At 53.7% G+C, this 18,334-nt stretch carries 15 protein-coding genes; 6 read left to right on the top strand and 9 right to left on the bottom strand.

Features of this window, described 5'->3' with window-relative positions; all coding sequences use genetic code 11:
• Positions 1-9: 9 nt before the first annotated feature.
• The 9 genes from R0134_RS04880 to R0134_RS04920 form a co-directional block, all read right to left on the bottom strand.
• Positions 10-372, bottom strand: a complete 363-nt coding sequence (locus R0134_RS04880) for a hypothetical protein (protein WP_319783712.1) — start codon at positions 370-372, stop codon at positions 10-12.
• A gap of 29 nt (positions 373-401) precedes the next feature.
• The gene (locus tag R0134_RS04885; protein WP_319783713.1) at positions 402-1,751 is read right to left on the bottom strand and encodes a DEAD/DEAH box helicase; all 1,350 of its coding nucleotides are present in this window, start codon (positions 1,749-1,751) and stop codon (positions 402-404) included.
• A gap of 239 nt (positions 1,752-1,990) precedes the next feature.
• Positions 1,991-2,257, bottom strand: coding sequence for a DksA/TraR family C4-type zinc finger protein (locus tag R0134_RS04890; protein ID WP_319783714.1), 267 nt, complete (start codon positions 2,255-2,257; stop codon positions 1,991-1,993).
• A gap of 122 nt (positions 2,258-2,379) precedes the next feature.
• Entirely contained in the window at positions 2,380-3,525 is a 1,146-nt protein-coding gene (locus R0134_RS04895; protein ID WP_319783715.1) for an AI-2E family transporter, read from the bottom strand.
• Between the two features lie 452 nt (positions 3,526-3,977).
• Positions 3,978-5,450, bottom strand: a complete 1,473-nt coding sequence (gene nhaC / locus R0134_RS04900; RefSeq protein WP_319783716.1) for a Na+/H+ antiporter NhaC — start codon at positions 5,448-5,450, stop codon at positions 3,978-3,980.
• Positions 5,451-5,585: 135 nt separating this feature from the next.
• Positions 5,586-7,844, bottom strand: coding sequence for an ATP-binding protein (locus R0134_RS04905; protein ID WP_319783717.1), 2,259 nt, complete (start codon positions 7,842-7,844; stop codon positions 5,586-5,588).
• Positions 7,845-8,624, bottom strand: a complete 780-nt coding sequence (locus R0134_RS04910) for a substrate-binding periplasmic protein (RefSeq protein ID WP_319783718.1) — start codon at positions 8,622-8,624, stop codon at positions 7,845-7,847.
• Positions 8,615-9,334 (bottom strand): response regulator, encoded by a 720-nt coding sequence (locus R0134_RS04915; RefSeq protein WP_319783719.1) that lies wholly within the window; start codon positions 9,332-9,334, stop codon positions 8,615-8,617. Before R0134_RS04915 ends, R0134_RS04910 begins: the two co-directional genes overlap by 10 nt.
• A 104-nt stretch (positions 9,335-9,438) precedes the next feature.
• A complete protein-coding gene (locus R0134_RS04920) occupies positions 9,439-10,482 on the bottom strand; it encodes a GlxA family transcriptional regulator (protein ID WP_319783720.1) in 1,044 nt (347 codons plus the stop codon).
• Positions 10,483-10,824: 342 nt separating this feature from the next.
• On the opposite strand from R0134_RS04920, the gene glyA reads away from it, so the two are divergent.
• The 6 genes from glyA (at position 10,825) to purU (ending at position 18,314) form a co-directional block, all read left to right on the top strand.
• The gene (gene glyA / locus R0134_RS04925) at positions 10,825-12,078 is read left to right on the top strand and encodes a serine hydroxymethyltransferase (RefSeq protein WP_319783721.1); all 1,254 of its coding nucleotides are present in this window, start codon (positions 10,825-10,827) and stop codon (positions 12,076-12,078) included.
• 67 nt (positions 12,079-12,145) lie between these two features.
• On the top strand, positions 12,146-13,399 hold the full coding sequence (locus R0134_RS04930; protein WP_319783722.1) for a sarcosine oxidase subunit beta family protein: 1,254 nt from the start codon (positions 12,146-12,148) through the stop codon (positions 13,397-13,399).
• 10 nt (positions 13,400-13,409) lie between these two features.
• Positions 13,410-13,697: a sarcosine oxidase subunit delta gene (locus R0134_RS04935; protein ID WP_319783723.1), complete on the top strand. Its 288-nt coding sequence runs from the start codon at positions 13,410-13,412 to the stop codon at positions 13,695-13,697.
• Positions 13,694-16,723 (top strand): sarcosine oxidase subunit alpha family protein, encoded by a 3,030-nt coding sequence (locus tag R0134_RS04940; RefSeq protein WP_319783724.1) that lies wholly within the window; start codon positions 13,694-13,696, stop codon positions 16,721-16,723. Before R0134_RS04935 ends, R0134_RS04940 begins: the two co-directional genes overlap by 4 nt.
• Positions 16,716-17,345 (top strand): sarcosine oxidase subunit gamma, encoded by a 630-nt coding sequence (locus R0134_RS04945; RefSeq protein ID WP_319783725.1) that lies wholly within the window; start codon positions 16,716-16,718, stop codon positions 17,343-17,345. Before R0134_RS04940 ends, R0134_RS04945 begins: the two co-directional genes overlap by 8 nt.
• 102 nt (positions 17,346-17,447) lie before the next feature.
• Positions 17,448-18,314 (top strand): formyltetrahydrofolate deformylase, encoded by an 867-nt coding sequence (purU, locus tag R0134_RS04950; RefSeq protein WP_319783726.1) that lies wholly within the window; start codon positions 17,448-17,450, stop codon positions 18,312-18,314.
• Positions 18,315-18,334 lie beyond the last annotated feature (20 nt).

An 18,334-nucleotide genomic window follows, 5' to 3' on the forward strand; every position in this document is an offset into this window, starting at 1 on the left:
TACTGCTCCTTAAAACAGCCAGACGCGGTAGCCTTCGTCTTCTAACCCTAGAATATCAATTTGACCATAGCTGCATTCTGGTCCTTTGAGCATGGGCACCACTTGGCCGGTGCTTTGCTCATGACCAAAGGCAATCACGCAGGTTTCACAGGCACCTTGGATCACGCCTAAGTCTTGCAGCTTGCTAAATAACGGGTGCAGCTGATGTTCGGGGTTGGTCAGCAAACCCGGCCAAGCGGCACCTTCTGCTGCAAAATACAGATCACTGGTATTGCCGCGCTCATAAGCTTGTAGTGCATGGGTGAGCGCATGAAAGACGCGGCCTTGCTCTTGTTCACCCGCATAAACCATAAAGGCGTGCTTGTTCTTCATCAGTGGCTCCTAGGTCTATATGGTGCCTGTTATTCAGGCGTGCTATCGGTGGACTTTTTACGTTTCAGTGGCGCCATACCATCAGATGAGCCCAAGCCGGTGCCAGGTTCTAAGCGGTCGCTGCGATCTTTAAAGGCTTTTTCTGGCTTTTTCTTTTTCGGTGGCTGGTAGGCATTAGGTCCACCTTTGCCTTGGTAACCATTGCCACGAACTGCGGCTTTACCTTTAGGCTTATCTACAACTGGGCGCAAACCTTTGAATTTGCCCACTAACCCTTCAAAGGTCATAAAGCTAATATCTTGCTGCAAGAAGTGCTCGACACGCTTAAAAGCGTCCCAATCGTTGGGCCCCACCAAAGACATGGCCACACCTTTAGCACCCGCTCGACCCGTACGGCCAATGCGGTGTACATATTCTTCGGCCTGCTTTGGCATATCGAAGTTCACCACCAAAGATACCTGCAACAGATCCAAGCCGCGCGACGCCACGTCTGTGGTGATCAGCACCTTAAACTGGCCACGGCTAAAGCTGTCCATAATGCGGTTACGCTCAGCCTGACTCATGTCGCCACTGAGGGCCGCGGTGGACAAGCCTTGCTCTTTGAGCAGGGTTGCCAAACGCTCGGTATCGGGCCGAGTGGCGGTAAAAATAATGGCTTGCTGATAAGGTTGCGAGCTTAAGATATGCTGCAACAGCGCTTGCTTGTGATCGAGGTGATCACACAGATAAAAGCGCTTTTCGATGTCCACATGCTCGGCGTTGGCCGCGCCTACCGCAATGCGTTTGGGCGCTTTTAGCAGCTTATGCGCCATCTCATTCACTTGTGCGTGATCCAGCGTGGCCGAGAACATCAAGGTTTGACGGCGGCGATGATCGGCGGCGTCATTAATTTGGTTCAGCTCTTTAGCAAAGCCTAAGTCCAACATGCGATCCGCTTCATCCATGATCAGCAACTCAAGGCCGTTGAGCATTAAGGAGCGGGCATTCAAATGGTTGGCTAAGCGCCCAGGCGTGGCCACGATCAACTGTGGTTGTCTGCGCAGTAGTTTGATTTGGTCGTTGAAGTTTTCACCGCCCAATAACAGGGCGATGTTATATGAGGTACCACTGGTCAGTGAGCGCAGCTGTTCGTACACTTGCTTGGCCAACTCACGGGTAGGCGCCAAAATCAGTGCTCTGGGATCGCGTTTACCGAGCGCTTTGGTCTTCATTAACCGGTGCAAAGACGGCAATAAGAAGGCGAGCGTTTTGCCAGAACCGGTTTTAGAAGATGCGATCAGATCAAAACCGCTGAGGATAACGGGAATGGCCTTGTCTTGGATCTCGGTAGGCGTGTGTAGCCCTTGATGATCCAATGCGGATAAAAGACGGGTATCCAAACCAAGATCTTTAAACGGTTCTGTGTGTTGCGCCAAGTTGCTGCTCCAGGGTGAAAGATAAAAAGTTAACGATAAAAAGCATCATAAAATGGCTGCTATTATATAAGAATTTTGCGCACAAGTATTGCTTAGCGCGGTGGCAGGAAGAAACCGTGAGGATTTTACCAAAATAGCAGGTAACTGTTTGGTGTCTAGATGAAGGGACGAAGCCGCTCAACGTGTGCAGTAGTTGATTAAGTCTACCTTAACTGGCTGTCTTTACTGGCGCGGCGGTTAATACTGCTAAAATCTTGGCCTTGTTTCTCTTGGTCTGCTTGGCAGTTGATGCATAAGCGCACGCCAGGCACGGCTTGTCGGCGTGCTTCAGGGATAGGCGCATCACATTCTTCGCAGTGGCTGAGGCTGTCACCTACTTTGAGCTGACTACGCGCCTCTTTTACTGCGTCTGCCACACTGGCATCAATTTGTTCTTGCACGGCGCCATCTTTTGCCCAACCTACTGCCATGGTTTGCTCCTTAAATCATCAAGCTGTTCTTATGGTAGATGACTATTTTTAGACGAATATTTAGCAACGAGAATAACCCCTTGTTTGTGGCGCATAATTAGCTGCAGACCCGAACTTTAATGCTATTTCCCCAGTAATTCCCCCAATGGACGTAAGTTGGTCACGTGATCACACAGTGACTTGATGACCATCAGTAAGGGCGTGGCAATAATGAGCCCCACCGGGCCCCAAATCCAACCCCAAAATAATAGGCCCACAAAAATCGCCACCGGATTTAAACTCGATAAATGGCTGGTTAACCAAGGAGTGAGCAAGTTACCTTGAATGCTGGTTATTGCCAAAGAAGTGCCTGCCACAATAAAGGCCATGTCTAAGGTGCCAAATTGCAAAAAAGCGGCAATGGCGGTGCCAATAAAAATGAGTAAAGGCCCCAGATAAGGAATACCACTGGCCACGCCAGCCATGAGTCCCCAGAGGCCGGCTTGCTCTACGCCCAGTAGCCAAAATGCCAACCCAGTTACACCGCCCACGAATACCGAGCTTAATAACATCACAAATAAAAATCGGCGCACCTGATGGTGAAAGTCTTCCATGATATGGGCGGCTTTGCGCATTCGCTCAAACGAAGGGCCTGAGATACGGATCACCTTGCGCCGATACATCTTACCAACCGCTAATAAAAAATAAACCAGCAACAGAGCAGAGAAAGTTTGGGAAATCACCACCACAGCCGCCGAGGCATTGCCCATAATAAAAGCTTGCACGTTAAAAGGTTTGTCGACGATACGCACCGAGGTCACGCCAGGGGTGCGGACTTTTTTCTCGCTGGTGCTATCTTCAATTTTTTTGGCCGCTTCTTGGGCCTTCTCTATGATGCTGGCTTCTTTAACGGGGGAGCGAGCGGCAGTTTTTTGCAGCTTACTGATCGCGATTGGGATTTTATCGAGCATGGCCACGGCTTCGCGTTGCAGCGGAATACTGGCGCTGATGATGAGCGTTAGCACTAGACCCACCACCACTGCGGCACTGAGCGGACGCGGAATTTTTAACTTATCAAAGGGAGAGAGCAGCGGGTCCAGTGCATAGCTAATAAACACCGCCACGATTAAGGGCAAGAGGACGGCTTGTGCCCAGTCGATAAAAAAGATGCCGGCTAAGGTGGCTAAAATAATGAGTGAGGCGTTGCTCGCATTAAAGGCATCGATCAGCGGTGGCTGGTTGCTATCAGTTTTTCTACGGTTAAATGAGGCATGTTGATGCTCTGTCATTAAATGTTACATCCAATGTATGAATTTAAACAGTGTAAGCTTCTTTTGGTTATTGTGCTCAGTACGCAGGGCTAACGCATGCTCGTTTTTTGAGCACGTTAGACTTATTTTCAATAGCCTATCGTTCATTAATTAATAATATATTAAACACTCAAAACAAAAAGCTCCAAATGAAATAGCTTGTTGTTTTGTTTAATACTGCTCCATCGACCTGTACGTTTTTCATACTTTGATGCGTCGCCCCTGGCTCAGTACGCCAACCGATAACCACAGCCTTGACCCTATCCGAAATATAGGTTGTTCACAAAGCCACGGCCGCGATTGAGTTATCTCATACGGCTCCAAACTGTGGTTTTTGTATAGTTGGATGATAAATACCATGAATAAAAAAGGGCCCCGCTAGGCCCTAGATGTTTATGTTATCAGTTAGTTATTACCTGGTCGGCATGTGATTATTTAGCCGTGGCAGGTTTAGCAAGCATGGCCTCTTCGGCGTGATATTGGGCGGCTTCTTCTGGGCTGAGTTTGGGTGAGAACCAGCCTAGGTGCGCGTAGGCTATGCCGATCAGCGGCGACAGCCAGCAGGCGAAGGCCAGCGGAATATACAGCAGGTTCTCGGTCTGTCCTTCGGCAATGCCCAAACCTAAGGCGGTGATCACCACGGCACCACCGGCGTTCCACGGAATAAGCGGTGATATCAAAGTACCGCCTTCCTCAACGGCCCGCGACAGGTTCAGCGCCGAATAGCCTTTGGCACGGTAGGCGGGAGCAAACATGCGCCCAGGCAGCGCAATAGACAGGTAGGGGTCGCCGCCAATCACGTTGGTCATGGCCGAGGTGGCGATAGCGGAAGTCTGGATGGCGCCAAAGCTTTTAGCGCGAGTCAGAATTTTTTCCATTATCACTCCTAGGCAGCCGGTACGCTCCAGTACGCCGCCGAAGGCCAAGGCCACCAGCATCAGGGTGATCACCCAAGTCATGCTCTGTATGCCACCGCGGTTGAGCAGGGCATCGATTTCACTCACGCCGGTATCAATCTGATAACCGCTGAACATAAAGTTAAAAGCCTGCTGCAGGCCTACGTCCTGGGTCAACATGGCGGTGGCCAAGCCCAACATGGCGCCGGCAAATAAAGTCGGCAGGGCAGGCATTTTTTTCAGGGCCAGCAACACGGTCACGCCTAAGGGCAGCAGCAAAGGCCACGACAGATTGAAGTGCTGATCCAGACCACTGATGATGTTCTCGATACGACCGAAGTCCACGGCTTGATCGCCAATCATGCTGAAGCCGGCGAACAAGTAAATGACCAAGGAAATCAACATGGCCGGAACGGTGGTGGGCAGCATGTTGCGAATATGGTCGAACAAATCCACGCCAGTCACCGCCGGGGCGAGGTTGGTGGTGTCTGACAGCGGCGACATTTTGTCACCGAAGAAGGCGCCCGATACCACGGCGCCGGCAGTCCAGTACATGGGAATATCGAAACCGTTGCCGATGCCCATTAGTGCTAGGCCTACAGTGCCGGTGGTGCCCCACGAGGTGCCTAGCGACACCGATACCACGGCGCAGATCAGCACGCTGGCAGCCAGAAATAGTTCGGGGGAGATCAGACTCAAACCCAACTTGATCAGATAAGGCACGGTACCGCTGGCAATCCAGATGCCGACAATCATGCCCACGATAATCAGAATGCCTACCGACTGCAGACCTAAACGCACTACGTGCATGATACCGTCTTCCATCTCGGGCCAGCGGTAGCCACGCAGCCAGCCGATAAGGGCGGTGATAGCCACGCCGATGGCGAGCGGAATATGGGGGGTGAAGTTGCCGAAATAAAACAGCTGCACGCCTAGCACGACAAAGGTCAGTACGATAGGCAGGCAGGCCAGCCAGAAGCTGGGTTTACGGGGGGGTACTGTGACCATGGTTCTCTCCTTGAGCCTGTGAGGCGGGTCGGTTTGTGCAACCGACCTGTGACATATCCCGAGGGACACAGTCAGACTAAGGTAGGCATGTATAAAAGTTATGGTGCAAATGTAAAAAATTGTAACAAAATTGTATCAGTGGTCGCGACCAAGGCGAGCGATGAGCGAGGAAAGGTCTTTTTGTGTCTCTATTATCGTCTGGTCCAGCTCGATGGCGAGGTTGTGTGTCACCAGGTTCTGCTCTTCCGCCACCTGCTCCAGTCGTTCCAGCACCCCAGCCAACGGGGTCTGATCCAGCATGCGGGCAGTACCGGCCAGCCGGTGTGCCAGCTGGCCCAGTTCCAGGTGATCTTCATCCGCCAGCGCCTGTTCAAGGGCCGCTTGGCCTGCGGGTAACTCGTCGGCGAAGCGACTGAGCATGGCTTGCAGCCGAGGTCGGCCCAGCACTCGCAGGTGTTCTTGCAGCAGGGGCTGTTCCAACTCAGTCGTTATGCGGATGCCCAAAGCCTGCCCCAATGCTAGGGTGAGCCTTGGCCATTGCACCGGCTTGGCCACCACTGCCTTGAGCCCAGCGGCCAGATAACGGCGAATGTCGTCGGGGGCCACGCTGGCGGTGAGGGCAATCACCGAGGTGTCTCGGTTCAACCCCTGAGTTTGGTGGCGAATGCTGCGACTGGTTTCCAGGCCATCGATGCCTGGCAGATGCATGTCCATTAGAATAAGGTCAAAGGCCTGATGCCGAGCCATCTCGAGTGCCTGTTCGCCGCTTTCTGCCTGACTCACTAGGTGACCGTGCTGCTCCAGCATGGCTGCAAGAATAGCCCGGTTGATGGACACATCTTCCACTAGCAGCAGGCTGAGGCTGGGCAGGGCGGTCAGCTCGGTTTCTTGCTCCGGGGCAGGGGTATCGACACGCGTCAGCGGTAAAAAAAAGCCAAAGCGGCTGCCCTGGCCGGGGGTGCTGTGCAGGGTCATGCTGCCGCCCATGGCTTCGATCAGCCGTTTAGAGATGGCCAGCCCCAATCCGGTGCCGCCATAGCGGCGAGCTATGCTTTCGTCCGCCTGAGTAAAGCGTTGAAAAATGCGGTCCTGTTGCTCGGGGGCAATGCCGATGCCGTTATCTGCTACGTTGAACTGCCAGCCGCCGTCCACCGCTCGGGCATCGAGCGTCACTTGGCCGCCGGTATCGGTGAACTTGGTGGCGTTAGACAATAGGTTGATCAGCACTTGGCGCAGCCGTCCGGCGTGGCCCGAGAGCCAAAGCTCGGCGCTGGACGCGTCCAGTTGCAATTGGATCTGCTTGGCTTCGGCGTAGCCCTGCATCATGGCAACACTGTTCTCTAGCAGCTCGTTTAGGGCGAAGGGAGCCGGCTCTTCTGGCAGCGGGCCTTGCTCTAGCGCCGCATAATCGAGCACGTCGTTAAGCAGCATCAATAGATGCTCGGCCGAGTGCTGCAGTACGTCGAGCATGTCTTGCTCTGGGCTGTCTTTTAGCGCGGGTCTGAGCAGGGTAAGGGTGCCCAGAATACCGCTCATGGGGGTTCGCAATTCGTGGGTCATGTTGGCGATAAAGCGGCTTTTTGCCATGTCGGCTGCCTCGGCCGACTCCTTGGCTTGGCGCAGGTGGTGGGTACGTCTGTCGACTAGGGCCTCTAGTCGGTCTTTATCGTGTTGCAATTCGCTCTGACGGCGCTCGACTGAGCGGCGCATGGTGTTGATGGCGCCTACTAGGGTGTCCAGTTCGTCGGGCAGCTGGCCGGGTGAGCGAGCGAGGGCTAGCAGCGGGCTGCCCGGCTGGCCTTCGCCAATCTGCGCGACATGACGGGCCATGCGTTCTAGATGTCGGGTGACGCGGCGCTGAAATACCAGCATCAGGCAGAGGGCGATAGCCAATATGGTCAGGGTTTGGCCCAGCAGTATGGCCTGGGCACGATCAATCAGCTGCTGGTTAATACTCTGCTGGCTGAAGGCAACCTCGAGCCGGCCTACTTGCTGGGGCCCCAGCGCCGAGCTGGGATAGATTAAATTGAAGCCATGCTCATGCACGGACTCACCGCTGTCGCTGTGGGCCAGCAGCAGCGGTTTGCTAAGGGCGTCACCGGTTACGGTCAGTCGAGCCATGTGCGGCATGTCGAGCATGCTCGCCAGCTGCAAGCGGGCTTGGGGCAGGTTCAGATCCCACAAGCTCTGGGTCAGGCTATCGAGATAGCTTTGCTCGATGAGAGTAAGACGGTCGTCCAGATCCTGCTTTATCTGGCGATGGTCAAGCCAGAGCTGTAGGGCGGTGGACAGCAGCGAAAGGGTCAGGCTGACGCCCAGCACCAGCCAAAACAAGCGAAAACTCAGCGGATGCCGGCGCCGGTAACGGGGCAGCAGGGTTAACAGGGAATTCATTCAAGGGGCGTCCAGGTAATGGCGTTCAAAAAAGAAGGTAATGCGTTGAATATAATGATCGTCGGCCAGCACTTGTAGCCGTGCCGATAAGGCCGGCAATAGTGGCTCTAGGCGCGAGCCTTTGGGTAAGGCCAGATGATAATATTCCAAGGTGAGCAGTTCTGGCAGGGGAAATATTTGGCCGGTCAGTCCGAGCTTTTGTGTCTGTAGTTTGCCAGTGGACAGACCGATGGGCATGTAGTCGATGCGACCCAGTGCTAGCTTACGAAAATTCTGCTCGCCGGTAGATACCCGCTCAACATGAAGTCGCCGAGCGGAGGCTTGGTCGAAATCGTCCCCGAAGCTGTCGCCAAATAGCAGGCCCCAGGTCTTGCCGTCCAGATTCCAAGGTGACACGCTACCATTGCCGAAATGGGTAAAGATCCCTACGGGATCCGCGACGATGGGCGTGTCGCTGAACAGAAAATACTGCTCACGCTGACGAGTTTTGTAAGCGGCGACAATTAAATCCACTTTGCCCTGGCGTGCCGCCAGCTGACAGCGCTCCCAGTTGCCGAATACCTGCATGTTTACCGTATAGCCGTGCTCGGCCAGCAGCTTACGAACCAGATGGGGAGCAATGCCGACTAGCTCGCCATCTTGTTCCCAAGACAGTGGTGGATACATGGGGTGGCCGCAGGCTGTAAGAGTCTTGCTTGGACTTGGAGCAGAAGTCGGCGTTTGAGCGTAAGACGACAGCGACGGCAGCAGGGCCAGCAGTAGCGTGAATATCAGTGGCACGGCACCGACCTGGGGGTAAAGACGTAACCGGCACCATGTACGGTAAGGATAATTCTAGGATTGGCCGGGTCGTCTTGCAGCTTACGTCGCAGCCGGCCCACCAGCACGTCTATGGTTCTATCGTTGGGGGCCCACTCGCGGTTTTTTATCTTATCCAACAGCTGATCCCGCGACAAGGTCTGCCCCGAGTGACGTAAAAAAGCCCCTAATAGCTGGTATTCGCCGTGGGTCAGCGGGGTTTGCTGGTCGTGTTTATCGAGCAGTACCCGACGGTCCAAGTCGATGCGCCAGTCGTCAAACTGATGAATATTGGTCGTGTGCACGGCGTTGCTTGTAGCGGCGGTGGCTCTTACTCTGCGGACCAGATTCTTGGCTCGGGCCAGCAGTTCGCGGGGGTTAAAGGGTTTGCACACATAGTCGTCGGCGCCGCACTCTAGTCCGACAATGCGTTCTATCTCGTCCTGACGGCCGGTCACCAGAATAATGCCCACCTCGGAATTGGCGCGTAACTCGCGGGTCAGGGTCAGGCCATCCTTGCCCGGCAGTCGAATGTCCAACAGCACGAGATCAATGTCTTGTTCTCTCAGTATCTGCTCGGCTTCTTCTGCACTGCGGGCTGCAAACACCTGATGCTGCTCTACCCTAAAGTACTCTACCAGACACTCTCGCGTGGTATCGTCGTCTTCCACAATCAAGATGCGGATATCCATATCGTTTGTTCTCGTTTTTCTTGGGGATTGTGCATATTAGTGTCCGCAGACCAACGTTTAGCGGCGGCGATGTATAGCTGTCAATATGACCATACCTGTCCCCTTTAATTGCGCTTTAGACGGGCCTGACTTGGGGGAACGCCAAAAAATTCTTTGAAACAGTGGCTAAAGTGGGTTGAGCTGACGAAGCCACAGGCCACAGCGATATCAGAAATACTGGCGCTACTTTGCAGTAGCAGGCGACGGGCGTGGGTAATGCGTAGCTCCAGATAGTAACGGGACGGGGTGGTCTCGAGGTGGCTCTGAAACAGGCGCTCGATACGCCGGCGCGACAGGCTCACGTAGTCCGCCAGCTCTTCGATACCAAGCGGCTCTTCGATATTGCAGCTCATCAGTCGTAGCAGGGTACGCAATGAGTCGGGCAAGGTTGGGTCGTTTTCGGCCTGAAAGGGTGAGGAGTGGCCGTCGTCGGTCATGCGATCGCTGCTGAGAATTTCGCGAATGGCGCGCACAATAACCGGGCCGTGTAACCGCTCTATTAATGCCAGCATCATTTCCAGCGCACTGTTGGGGCCAGCACAGGTCAGTATGCGCGCTTCCACCACCATGGTTTGCGGCGACACCTGTACCTGAGAGAAGCCTTCCCGCACGAAGGCATGGTTGTCTGGATGCAAGGCACAGTGCAGCCCGTCGAGCACTCCGGCGTGAGCCAAAGGCACGGCGCCGTTCCACAGGCCACCCAGTACCTTCTTTCGCTTAGCCGCCGCCTTCAGCAGTAGACTCAGCGGCGTGTATTCGCTCAGGCTGCAGCGAAAGCCGCCGCACACAATCAACACATCCAATGTACCTTCGCCTTCCAGCATCACTTCGCCCAGAATGCGATTGGCCGAAATGTCGATACCCAAATCACTTTGTACCTGTGTGCTTTGCAAACCAAAGGTGGTAAAGCTGAACAGCTGCGCGGCCTGCACTAGGTTGGCGGTAACCAGCGCATCCACGGCGGCGGTAAAGGCCATCATCGAAAAATGCGGTTGCAGTACAAAACCCACGCTGATGGGCTTGGTATTAGTTTCGCGCGTTGGCAAAAAGGCACTGTTGGTGTCACGCAGACGATGACTAAAATGGCGATTTACATTGCGGTTAGGCATATATGGATGTTTACCCAAGTAAAAGGGACCGTTACTTATATAGAGCATGGTGAAGGTGTTAAATCTTACCTTGCTCGATCTGGCTTTGCATCTTAATCCTATCCAGTCAACTTGGTTATTACTGAGTTGTATTGAATTTAGACTGCAAATGTTACTTTAATGTGAACCTTTGTCGCGGGTAGGTAGCTTTAGGCCGCACCCAGTCAGCCCTTGGCTTAAAATAGTCAGTAGTATCTGGTTCATGCAAGGCACTTAAATTAATAAACAGTTAACAAGTAGCGCCAAGCCATCAGGGATATTCACGTTTCGGGCGTCACCCGAGTCGATCAAGGAGGTTATAAGATGTTTAACACCCGCACCCGTATTCAAGACATGGACCCTACATTGTGGGCGGCCATGGAAGAAGAAGCCGTTCGCCAAGAACAACACATTGAGCTGATCGCTTCAGAAAACTACACCAGCCCGGCCGTAATGCAAGCGCAAGGCTCGGTACTGACTAACAAGTATGCAGAAGGTTATCCTGGCAAGCGCTATTACGGCGGTTGTGAAGCGGTAGACAAGGTAGAGCAGTTAGCCATCGATCGCGCCAAAGAACTATTCGGCGCCGATTTTGCCAACGTACAGCCTCATTCTGGCTCTCAAGCCAATGCCGCCGTTTATATGGCGTTGTGTAACCCAGGCGATACCGTGCTGGGCATGAGCTTGGCCGACGGTGGCCACTTGACTCATGGCGCTAAGGTTAGCTTTTCTGGCAAAATGTATAATCCCGTGCAGTACGGCTTAGACGAAGCTACCGGCGAGGTGGACTACGACCAAGTTGAGCAGCTAGCACTTGAGCATAAGCCGAAGATGATAGTGGCCGGTTTCTCTGCTTACTCCAAAGTAATGGACTGGGCGCGCTTCCGTGCCATTGCCGACAAAGTAGGCGCTTATCTGTTTGTTGACATGGCTCACGTGGCCGGTTTGGTAGCGGCGGGTCAATACCCAAACCCAGTGCCTCATGCACATGTGGTAACCACTACAACTCACAAAACATTACGTGGCCCTCGTGGCGGCTTGATCTTGACTAAAGGCCAGCCAGATCTCGAGAGGAAGCTTAACGCTGCTGTGTTCCCTGGCAGCCAGGGTGGCCCACAAATGCACGCCATTGCGGGCAAGGCCGTGGCTTTTGCCGAAGCACTAACACCTGAATTTGTCGATTATCAAAAAGCGGTAGTAGCTAATGCGCGCGCTATGGTGCAGGTCTTTCAAGACCGTGGTTTCGATGTGGTATCGAACGGAACAGATAATCACCTGTTTTTGCTCGACTTGTCGGCCAAAGGCATTACCGGTAAAGACGCCGATCAGGTGCTGGGCACTGCCAATATTACGGTAAATAAGAATGCGGTACCTAACGATCCTCAGTCCCCCTTTGTGACTTCGGGTTTGCGTTTGGGTACCCCTGCAGTAACGACTCGTGGTTTCCAGGAAGAGCATTGCCGCAAGCTAGCGGGCTGGATCTGCGACATTTTAGAACATATGGACGATCCGGCAGTGATTGTTGCGGTGAAGGACCAGGTTGCCAGCCTGTGCAATAGCTTCCCAGTATATCGCTAAATTTTTGAATACAGGCAGGGTGCGCAAAGCGTGCCGCCGACAGCATTAACACGGACAGGTGATAACTATGCAGAAATATTCCGGATTCGGGCTCCTTAAGCACGCTTTGACGCACCATGAAAATTGGCAGCGGGTATGGCACAACCCCAAGCCCAAGGCTGGGGGTTACGATGTGATTATCGTTGGCGGTGGCGGCCATGGGCTGGCCACGGCTTATTACCTGGCAAAAGTACATGGCATCACCAATGTAGCTGTCATCGAAAAAGGTTATCTGGGCGGTGGTAACACGGCGCGTAATACCACTATCGTACGTTCCAACTACTTGTGGGACGAGTCGGCTCAGCTGTATGAGCACTCCATGAAACTGTGGGAAGGCCTGGCGCAGGAATTGAACTACAACCTGATGTTCAGTCAGCGCGGCGTGCTCAACTTGGGCCACACCATGCAGGACATGCGCGACATTGAGCGCCGAGTAAACGCCAACCGCCTGAACGGCATTGATGGCGAAGTACTCAGTACCAAGCAGGTGCAAGATTTAGTGCCCATTCTGGATTGCTCCAAGAATTCCCGCTATCCAGTGCTGGGTGCCTCTTGGCAGCCGCGCGGTGGTACCGCCCGTCACGACGCCGTGGCCTGGGGCTATGCCCGTGCCGCCGATGCTTTGGGTGTACACCTGATCCAGCAGACCGAAGTGACCGGCATCCGCCGCGAAAACGGTGCCGTGACCGGTGTAGAAACCACGCAAGGCTTTATTGCTGCGCCCAAGGTAGCGTGTGTTACTGCCGGTAACTCGGGCGTAATGGCTAAGATGGTAGGCATGCAGTTGCCGCTAGAATCTCATCCATTGCAGGCCATGGTGTCCGAGCCGGTCAAACCGATACTGGATACGGTAGTGATGTCTAACCATGTGCATGGTTATATCTCTCAGTCTGATAAGGGTGACCTAGTTATTGGCGCCGGTATCGATAGTTACTTGGGTTACGGCCAGCGCGGTTCCTTCCCGACAGTGGAAGAAACGATGGCAGCGATTGTGGAACTGTTCCCGATTTTCAGCCGAGTGCGACTCAACCGTACTTGGGGCGGAATTGTTGACACCTGTCCTGATGCCTGTCCGATTATTTCCAAGACGCACATCAAGGGCCTGTATTTCAACTGCGGCTGGGGCACTGGTGGCTTTAAGGCCATCCCAGGCTCGGGCCACGTATTTGCTCACACTGTCGCCAAGGATGAGCCGCATCCTCTGGCCAAGGCATTCCACGTAGACCGCTTTACCAGCGGCCACTTAATCGATGAGCACGGCGCGGCCGGCGTAGCCCACTGAGGAGATAGAAATGTTAAATATTCACTGTCCGCATTGCGGCGAGCTTCGCGAAGAAGAAGAGTTTAACTATGGCGGCGAGGCACACATTGCCCGCCCGGCCGACCCCAGCGCGATCAGCGATGCAGAATGGGCTAAGTATTTATTTATGCGTAAAAACCCGCGTGGCCTACACCATGAAATGTGGTATCACGCCTCAGGTTGTCGCAAGTTCTTTAACGCAACGCGCCACACAGTGACCTACGAAATTCAGGAAACTTACAAAGTGGGCGAACAGCCCCAGAAAGGAGACCAGTCATGAGTCAGCCGCATCGTCTTCAGGGCAAAGGTCGAGTAGACCACGGTAAAACGCTTAGCTTTATTTTTAACGGCAAGCGTTATCAGGGACTGTCAGGCGACACCATCGCCTCGGCTTTGCTGGCTAACGGCGTCGACGTGGTCGGTCGCTCTTTCAAATATTCACGTCCGCGTGGCATTATGGCCGCCGGTGCCGAAGAGCCGAACTGCATCTTGCAGGTAGGTTGCTCAGAAGCCACCATGATCCCCAATATTCGGGGTACTCAGGCCGAGTTGTACGATGGCCTGACGGCCACCAGCACCAATGGCTGGCCAAACGTAGACAAAGATATCATGGGCGTAATGGGTAAGCTCGGCGGCAGCATGATGCCCCCCGGTTTCTACTACAAGACCTTTATGTATCCTCAGTCCATGTGGCCGAAATACGAACATCTGATCCGTAAAGCTGCCGGTCTGGGCCGCGTGCCTAAAGCCAATGACCCGGATACCTACGACAAGCTGAACCACCATTGCGATCTGTTGGTGGCCGGTGGTGGCGCCGCAGGTTTGGCGGCCGCGTTAGCGGCGGGCCGACGTGGTGCACGAGTGATTCTGGTTGATGAACAAAACGAGTTTGGCGGTCATTTACTGCACAGTACTCAACCCATCAACGGCCAAGCGCCGCAGTTATGGGTGCAGGCAGTCGTAAAAGAACTGCAGGCGCTGCCTGATGTTACCTTGCTGCCTCGCAGCACGGTGGCTGGCTACTACGATCATAACTTTTTAACTGTGCTAGAACGCCGTACCGATCACTTGGGTGAGCGTGTTTCTGATAAAACTCGCCAGCGTTTACACCGTATTCGCGCCAAGCAAGTGCTACTGGCCACCGGTGCACACGAACGTCCATTGGTTTATGGCAACAACGACTTGCCCGGTACCTATGTAGCCAGTGCGCTGTCTACCTACGTTAACCGCTATGGCGTGACCCCAGGTCAGCGCTTGGTGCTGATGACGTGTAACGATTACGGCTATCAAGCTGCTATCGATTGGTTGGATGCAGGCCGCGAAGTTGTGGCAGTGATCGACAGTCGTCCTCAACCGAGCGGCATGCGCTATTTGGCACTCAAAGCTCGCGGCGTGAAGATTTATACCGGTCACGGCTTAATTGAAGCTGTTGGCAAAAAGCGAGTAACTGCGGCTAAAGTGGCAAAACTATCTAGCGATGCCAGCCAAGTTACCGGTAAAGCCGAGACCTTAGCTTGCGACATTATCGCTACTTCAGGTGGTTGGAGCCCGGTAGTACACTTGTCGGCTCACACCGGTTCGCGCCCCGTCTGGAACGACGACATTATTGGCTTTGTGCCTGGCGAAACCGTGCAAAAGCAGTTACTGGCCGGTGGTGTACAAGGTAGCTATCAGTTATCGACTGTATTGGCCGAAGGTCTGGCCGCGGGCAAAGCTGCCGCCGAGGCAACTGGCTATGGCGAGATTTCTGCCGATGTAGTAGATGCCGATATCGTTACCGAAGATCCAAAAGAAGATGCGGCGCAAGCGCTGTTTATGGTGCCTCACACATTGAAGAGCAGTCGCTCGCCCAAGCAATTTGTGGATTACCAAAACGACGTAACGGCAGCGGGTATTGAGCTGGCCGTGCGCGAGGGCTTTGAGTCCATCGAGCACATCAAGCGCTATACCGCCATGGGTTTTGGTACCGATCAGGGCAAGTTGGGTAATATCAACGGCATGGCCATTGCGGCCCGCGCCATGAATAAGAGCATTGCTGAAACGGGTACCACGGTATTCCGTCCTAACTACACGCCGGTGACCTTTGCCGCCTTTGCTGGACGTAATGCGCACCACCTGTTTGACCCGGCTCGTTTTACTGCCATGCACGACTGGCATGTAAAGCAAGGCGCTGAGTTTGAAGATGTAGGACAGTGGAAGCGCCCTTGGTTTTTCCCAAAATCTGGCGAAGACATGCACCAAGCGGTTAACCGCGAGTGTGTAGCTGTACGTCAGAGCGTGGGCATTTTGGATGCCTCTACGCTGGGCAAAATTGATATTCAAGGTACCGGTGCCCGTGAATTTTTAGCGCGCATTTACACTAACGCCTGGGCTAAGTTAACCCCCGGTAACTGCCGCTACGGCTTAATGTGTAAAGAAGACGGTATGGTGTTTGACGATGGGGTAACTGCCTGCATCAACGATAACCATTTTGTGATGACTACTACCACCGGCGGCGCCGCAGGCGTACTGCAGTGGCTGGAATTATGGCACCAGACCGAGTGGCCAGAGCTGGAAGTGTATTTCTCTTCCGTAACCGATCACTGGTCAACCATGACGGTGACTGGCCCTAATAGCCGCAAGGTACTGGAAAAAATCTGTACTGATGTCGACCTGTCGGGCGAGAACTTCCCCTTCATGGGCTGGCGTGATGCCACCATTGCTGGGGTGCGCGGACGTATCTTCCGTATCTCGTTTACTGGTGAGCTGAGCTTTGAGATTAACGTGCAAGCCAACTACGGTTTGACCGTGTGGGAAGCCGTGATGGAAGCGGGTGCCGAGTTTAATATTACGCCTTACGGCACCGAAACCATGCACGTACTGCGGGCAGAGAAGGGCTTTATTATCGTCGGTCAAGACACCGATGGCTCGGTAACTCCGTTCGACTTAGGCATGGACTGGTGTGTAGGTAAAACCAAGCCGTTCCCCTTTATTGGTCAGCGTTCTTGGACCCGTGAAGACACGGTACGTACCGACCGCAAACAGCTGGTTGGACTCAAGTGTAAAGAAGCGGCCACGGTTATTCCTGAGGGCGCACAAATTGTACTGGAGCCTAACCATCCAGTGCCGGTACCCATGGTGGGCCATGTGTCATCCAGCTATTACAGCGCCAACCTAGGCCACAATATTGCCATGGGTGTGGTTAAAGGCGGATTAAGCCGCATGGGTGAAACGGTTTACTGCCCGCTGGCCGATGGTCGCGTGTTGGAAGTCGAAATCACCAGCCCTGTATTTTATGATCCAAAAGGAGAGCGTCAGCATGTCTAACATCACTGCAATTATGGCTGAAGCCGACACGGCAGTACGAGTGGAATCTCCGCTTTATCACGCTAACCTGCCGGCGCTTGCCAAAAAAAATCAGCAAGGTGAAGTGGTGCTACGCGAAAAGGCGCTGCTGGGTCATCTGGTATTACGTGGTAATGCAAGCAACGAGTTGTTTGCCAAGACTGTGTCTAAGGTCTTGGGAGTGGCTTTGCCGACCACGGCCTGTGGCTCGACAGAAAACAATCAGGTGTTGGTGCAATGGCTAGCACCGGACGAGTGGTTAATTATTACCGAAAGCGGCAAAGAAGAGCAGGTGCAAGCTCAGTTGCGCGAGCAATTATGCGGTCATTACTCTTTGGTTGATGTGAGCGGTGGTCAGACGGTATTAGCGATATCTGGCCCTAAAGCCGAGATGGTACTTCGCAAGTCGTGCCATTACGATGTGCACCCCTCCAGCTTGCCTACCGGCAAGTGTGTGGGCACCACCTTTGCCAAGACCACTGTGCTGTTGCGCCGCACCGGCGCCGACAGTTTCGAGATGGTAGTGCGTCGCAGCTTCTCCGACTATGTCTGGATGTGGTTGCAAGATGCCAGTCGCGAATACGGCCTGGTCATTGAAAAGTAACTAAGCCTTGCTCATCTGCGCTGCGGCGCAGGTGAGCACATAAATATTACGCGCCGGGTGTTGTAACCCAACGCCCGGTACATTTCAGCAGGAGGCTGACTCATGGCAGAACACGATACCCTGATCTTGACCGCTAGTTGCACCAGTCGGCTGGGGTCGGTAGACGCCGTTACCGGTTATTTGCGTGAACAGGGCTGCTATGTGGCCGACATGCAAACCTTTGATGATGCCCGCGCCGGTCATTTTTTTATTCGCACTGAATTTAGAAAACCCGAGCAGGGAGAATTTGATGAAGCCAGCTTTCGTGATGGCTTTGCCCTGCGCGCAGCTGACTTTGCCATGGACTGGGAACTAAGCGAGCGCAAGCGCAAGCCTAACGTAGTGATCATGGTGTCTAAGTTTGATCACTGTCTTAACGACTTGCTATATCGCTATCGTACCGGCCAGCTAGCGATCGAAATACCGGCCATTATCTCCAATCACCCGGATCTACAGCGGTTGGCAGACTGGCACCATATTCCTTTTTATCATCTGCCCGTTAACGCCGACACTAAGGCCGAGCAAGAAGAACAAATTTGGAAAATAGTGCAGGAATCACAAGCTGATTTGGTGGTGCTGGCGCGTTACATGCAAGTGCTTAGCCCCGAGCTGTGTAATCGCTTGGCGGGGTGGGCCATTAATATCCATCACTCGTTGCTGCCGGGCTTTAAGGGCGCACAGCCTTATCATCAGGCATATGCTAAAGGCGTAAAGTTGGTCGGGGCTACCGCCCACTACATTAATAACGAGTTGGATGAGGGCCCCATTATTACTCAGGGCATTCAGACGGTAGATCACAGTCATTATCCGGAAGATTTGGTTGCCAAGGGTAAGGACATCGAGTGTTTAACCTTGGCTAAAGCCATTCAGTATCACATCGAAAAACGGGTGTTTATGTACCAGAGCAAGACGGTAGTACTGGGCAGTTAATACTCGTTCGATGTATTCCC

Source organism: Oceanisphaera sp. IT1-181 (assembly GCF_033807535.1).
Lineage (GTDB): Bacteria > Pseudomonadota > Gammaproteobacteria > Enterobacterales > Aeromonadaceae > Oceanimonas.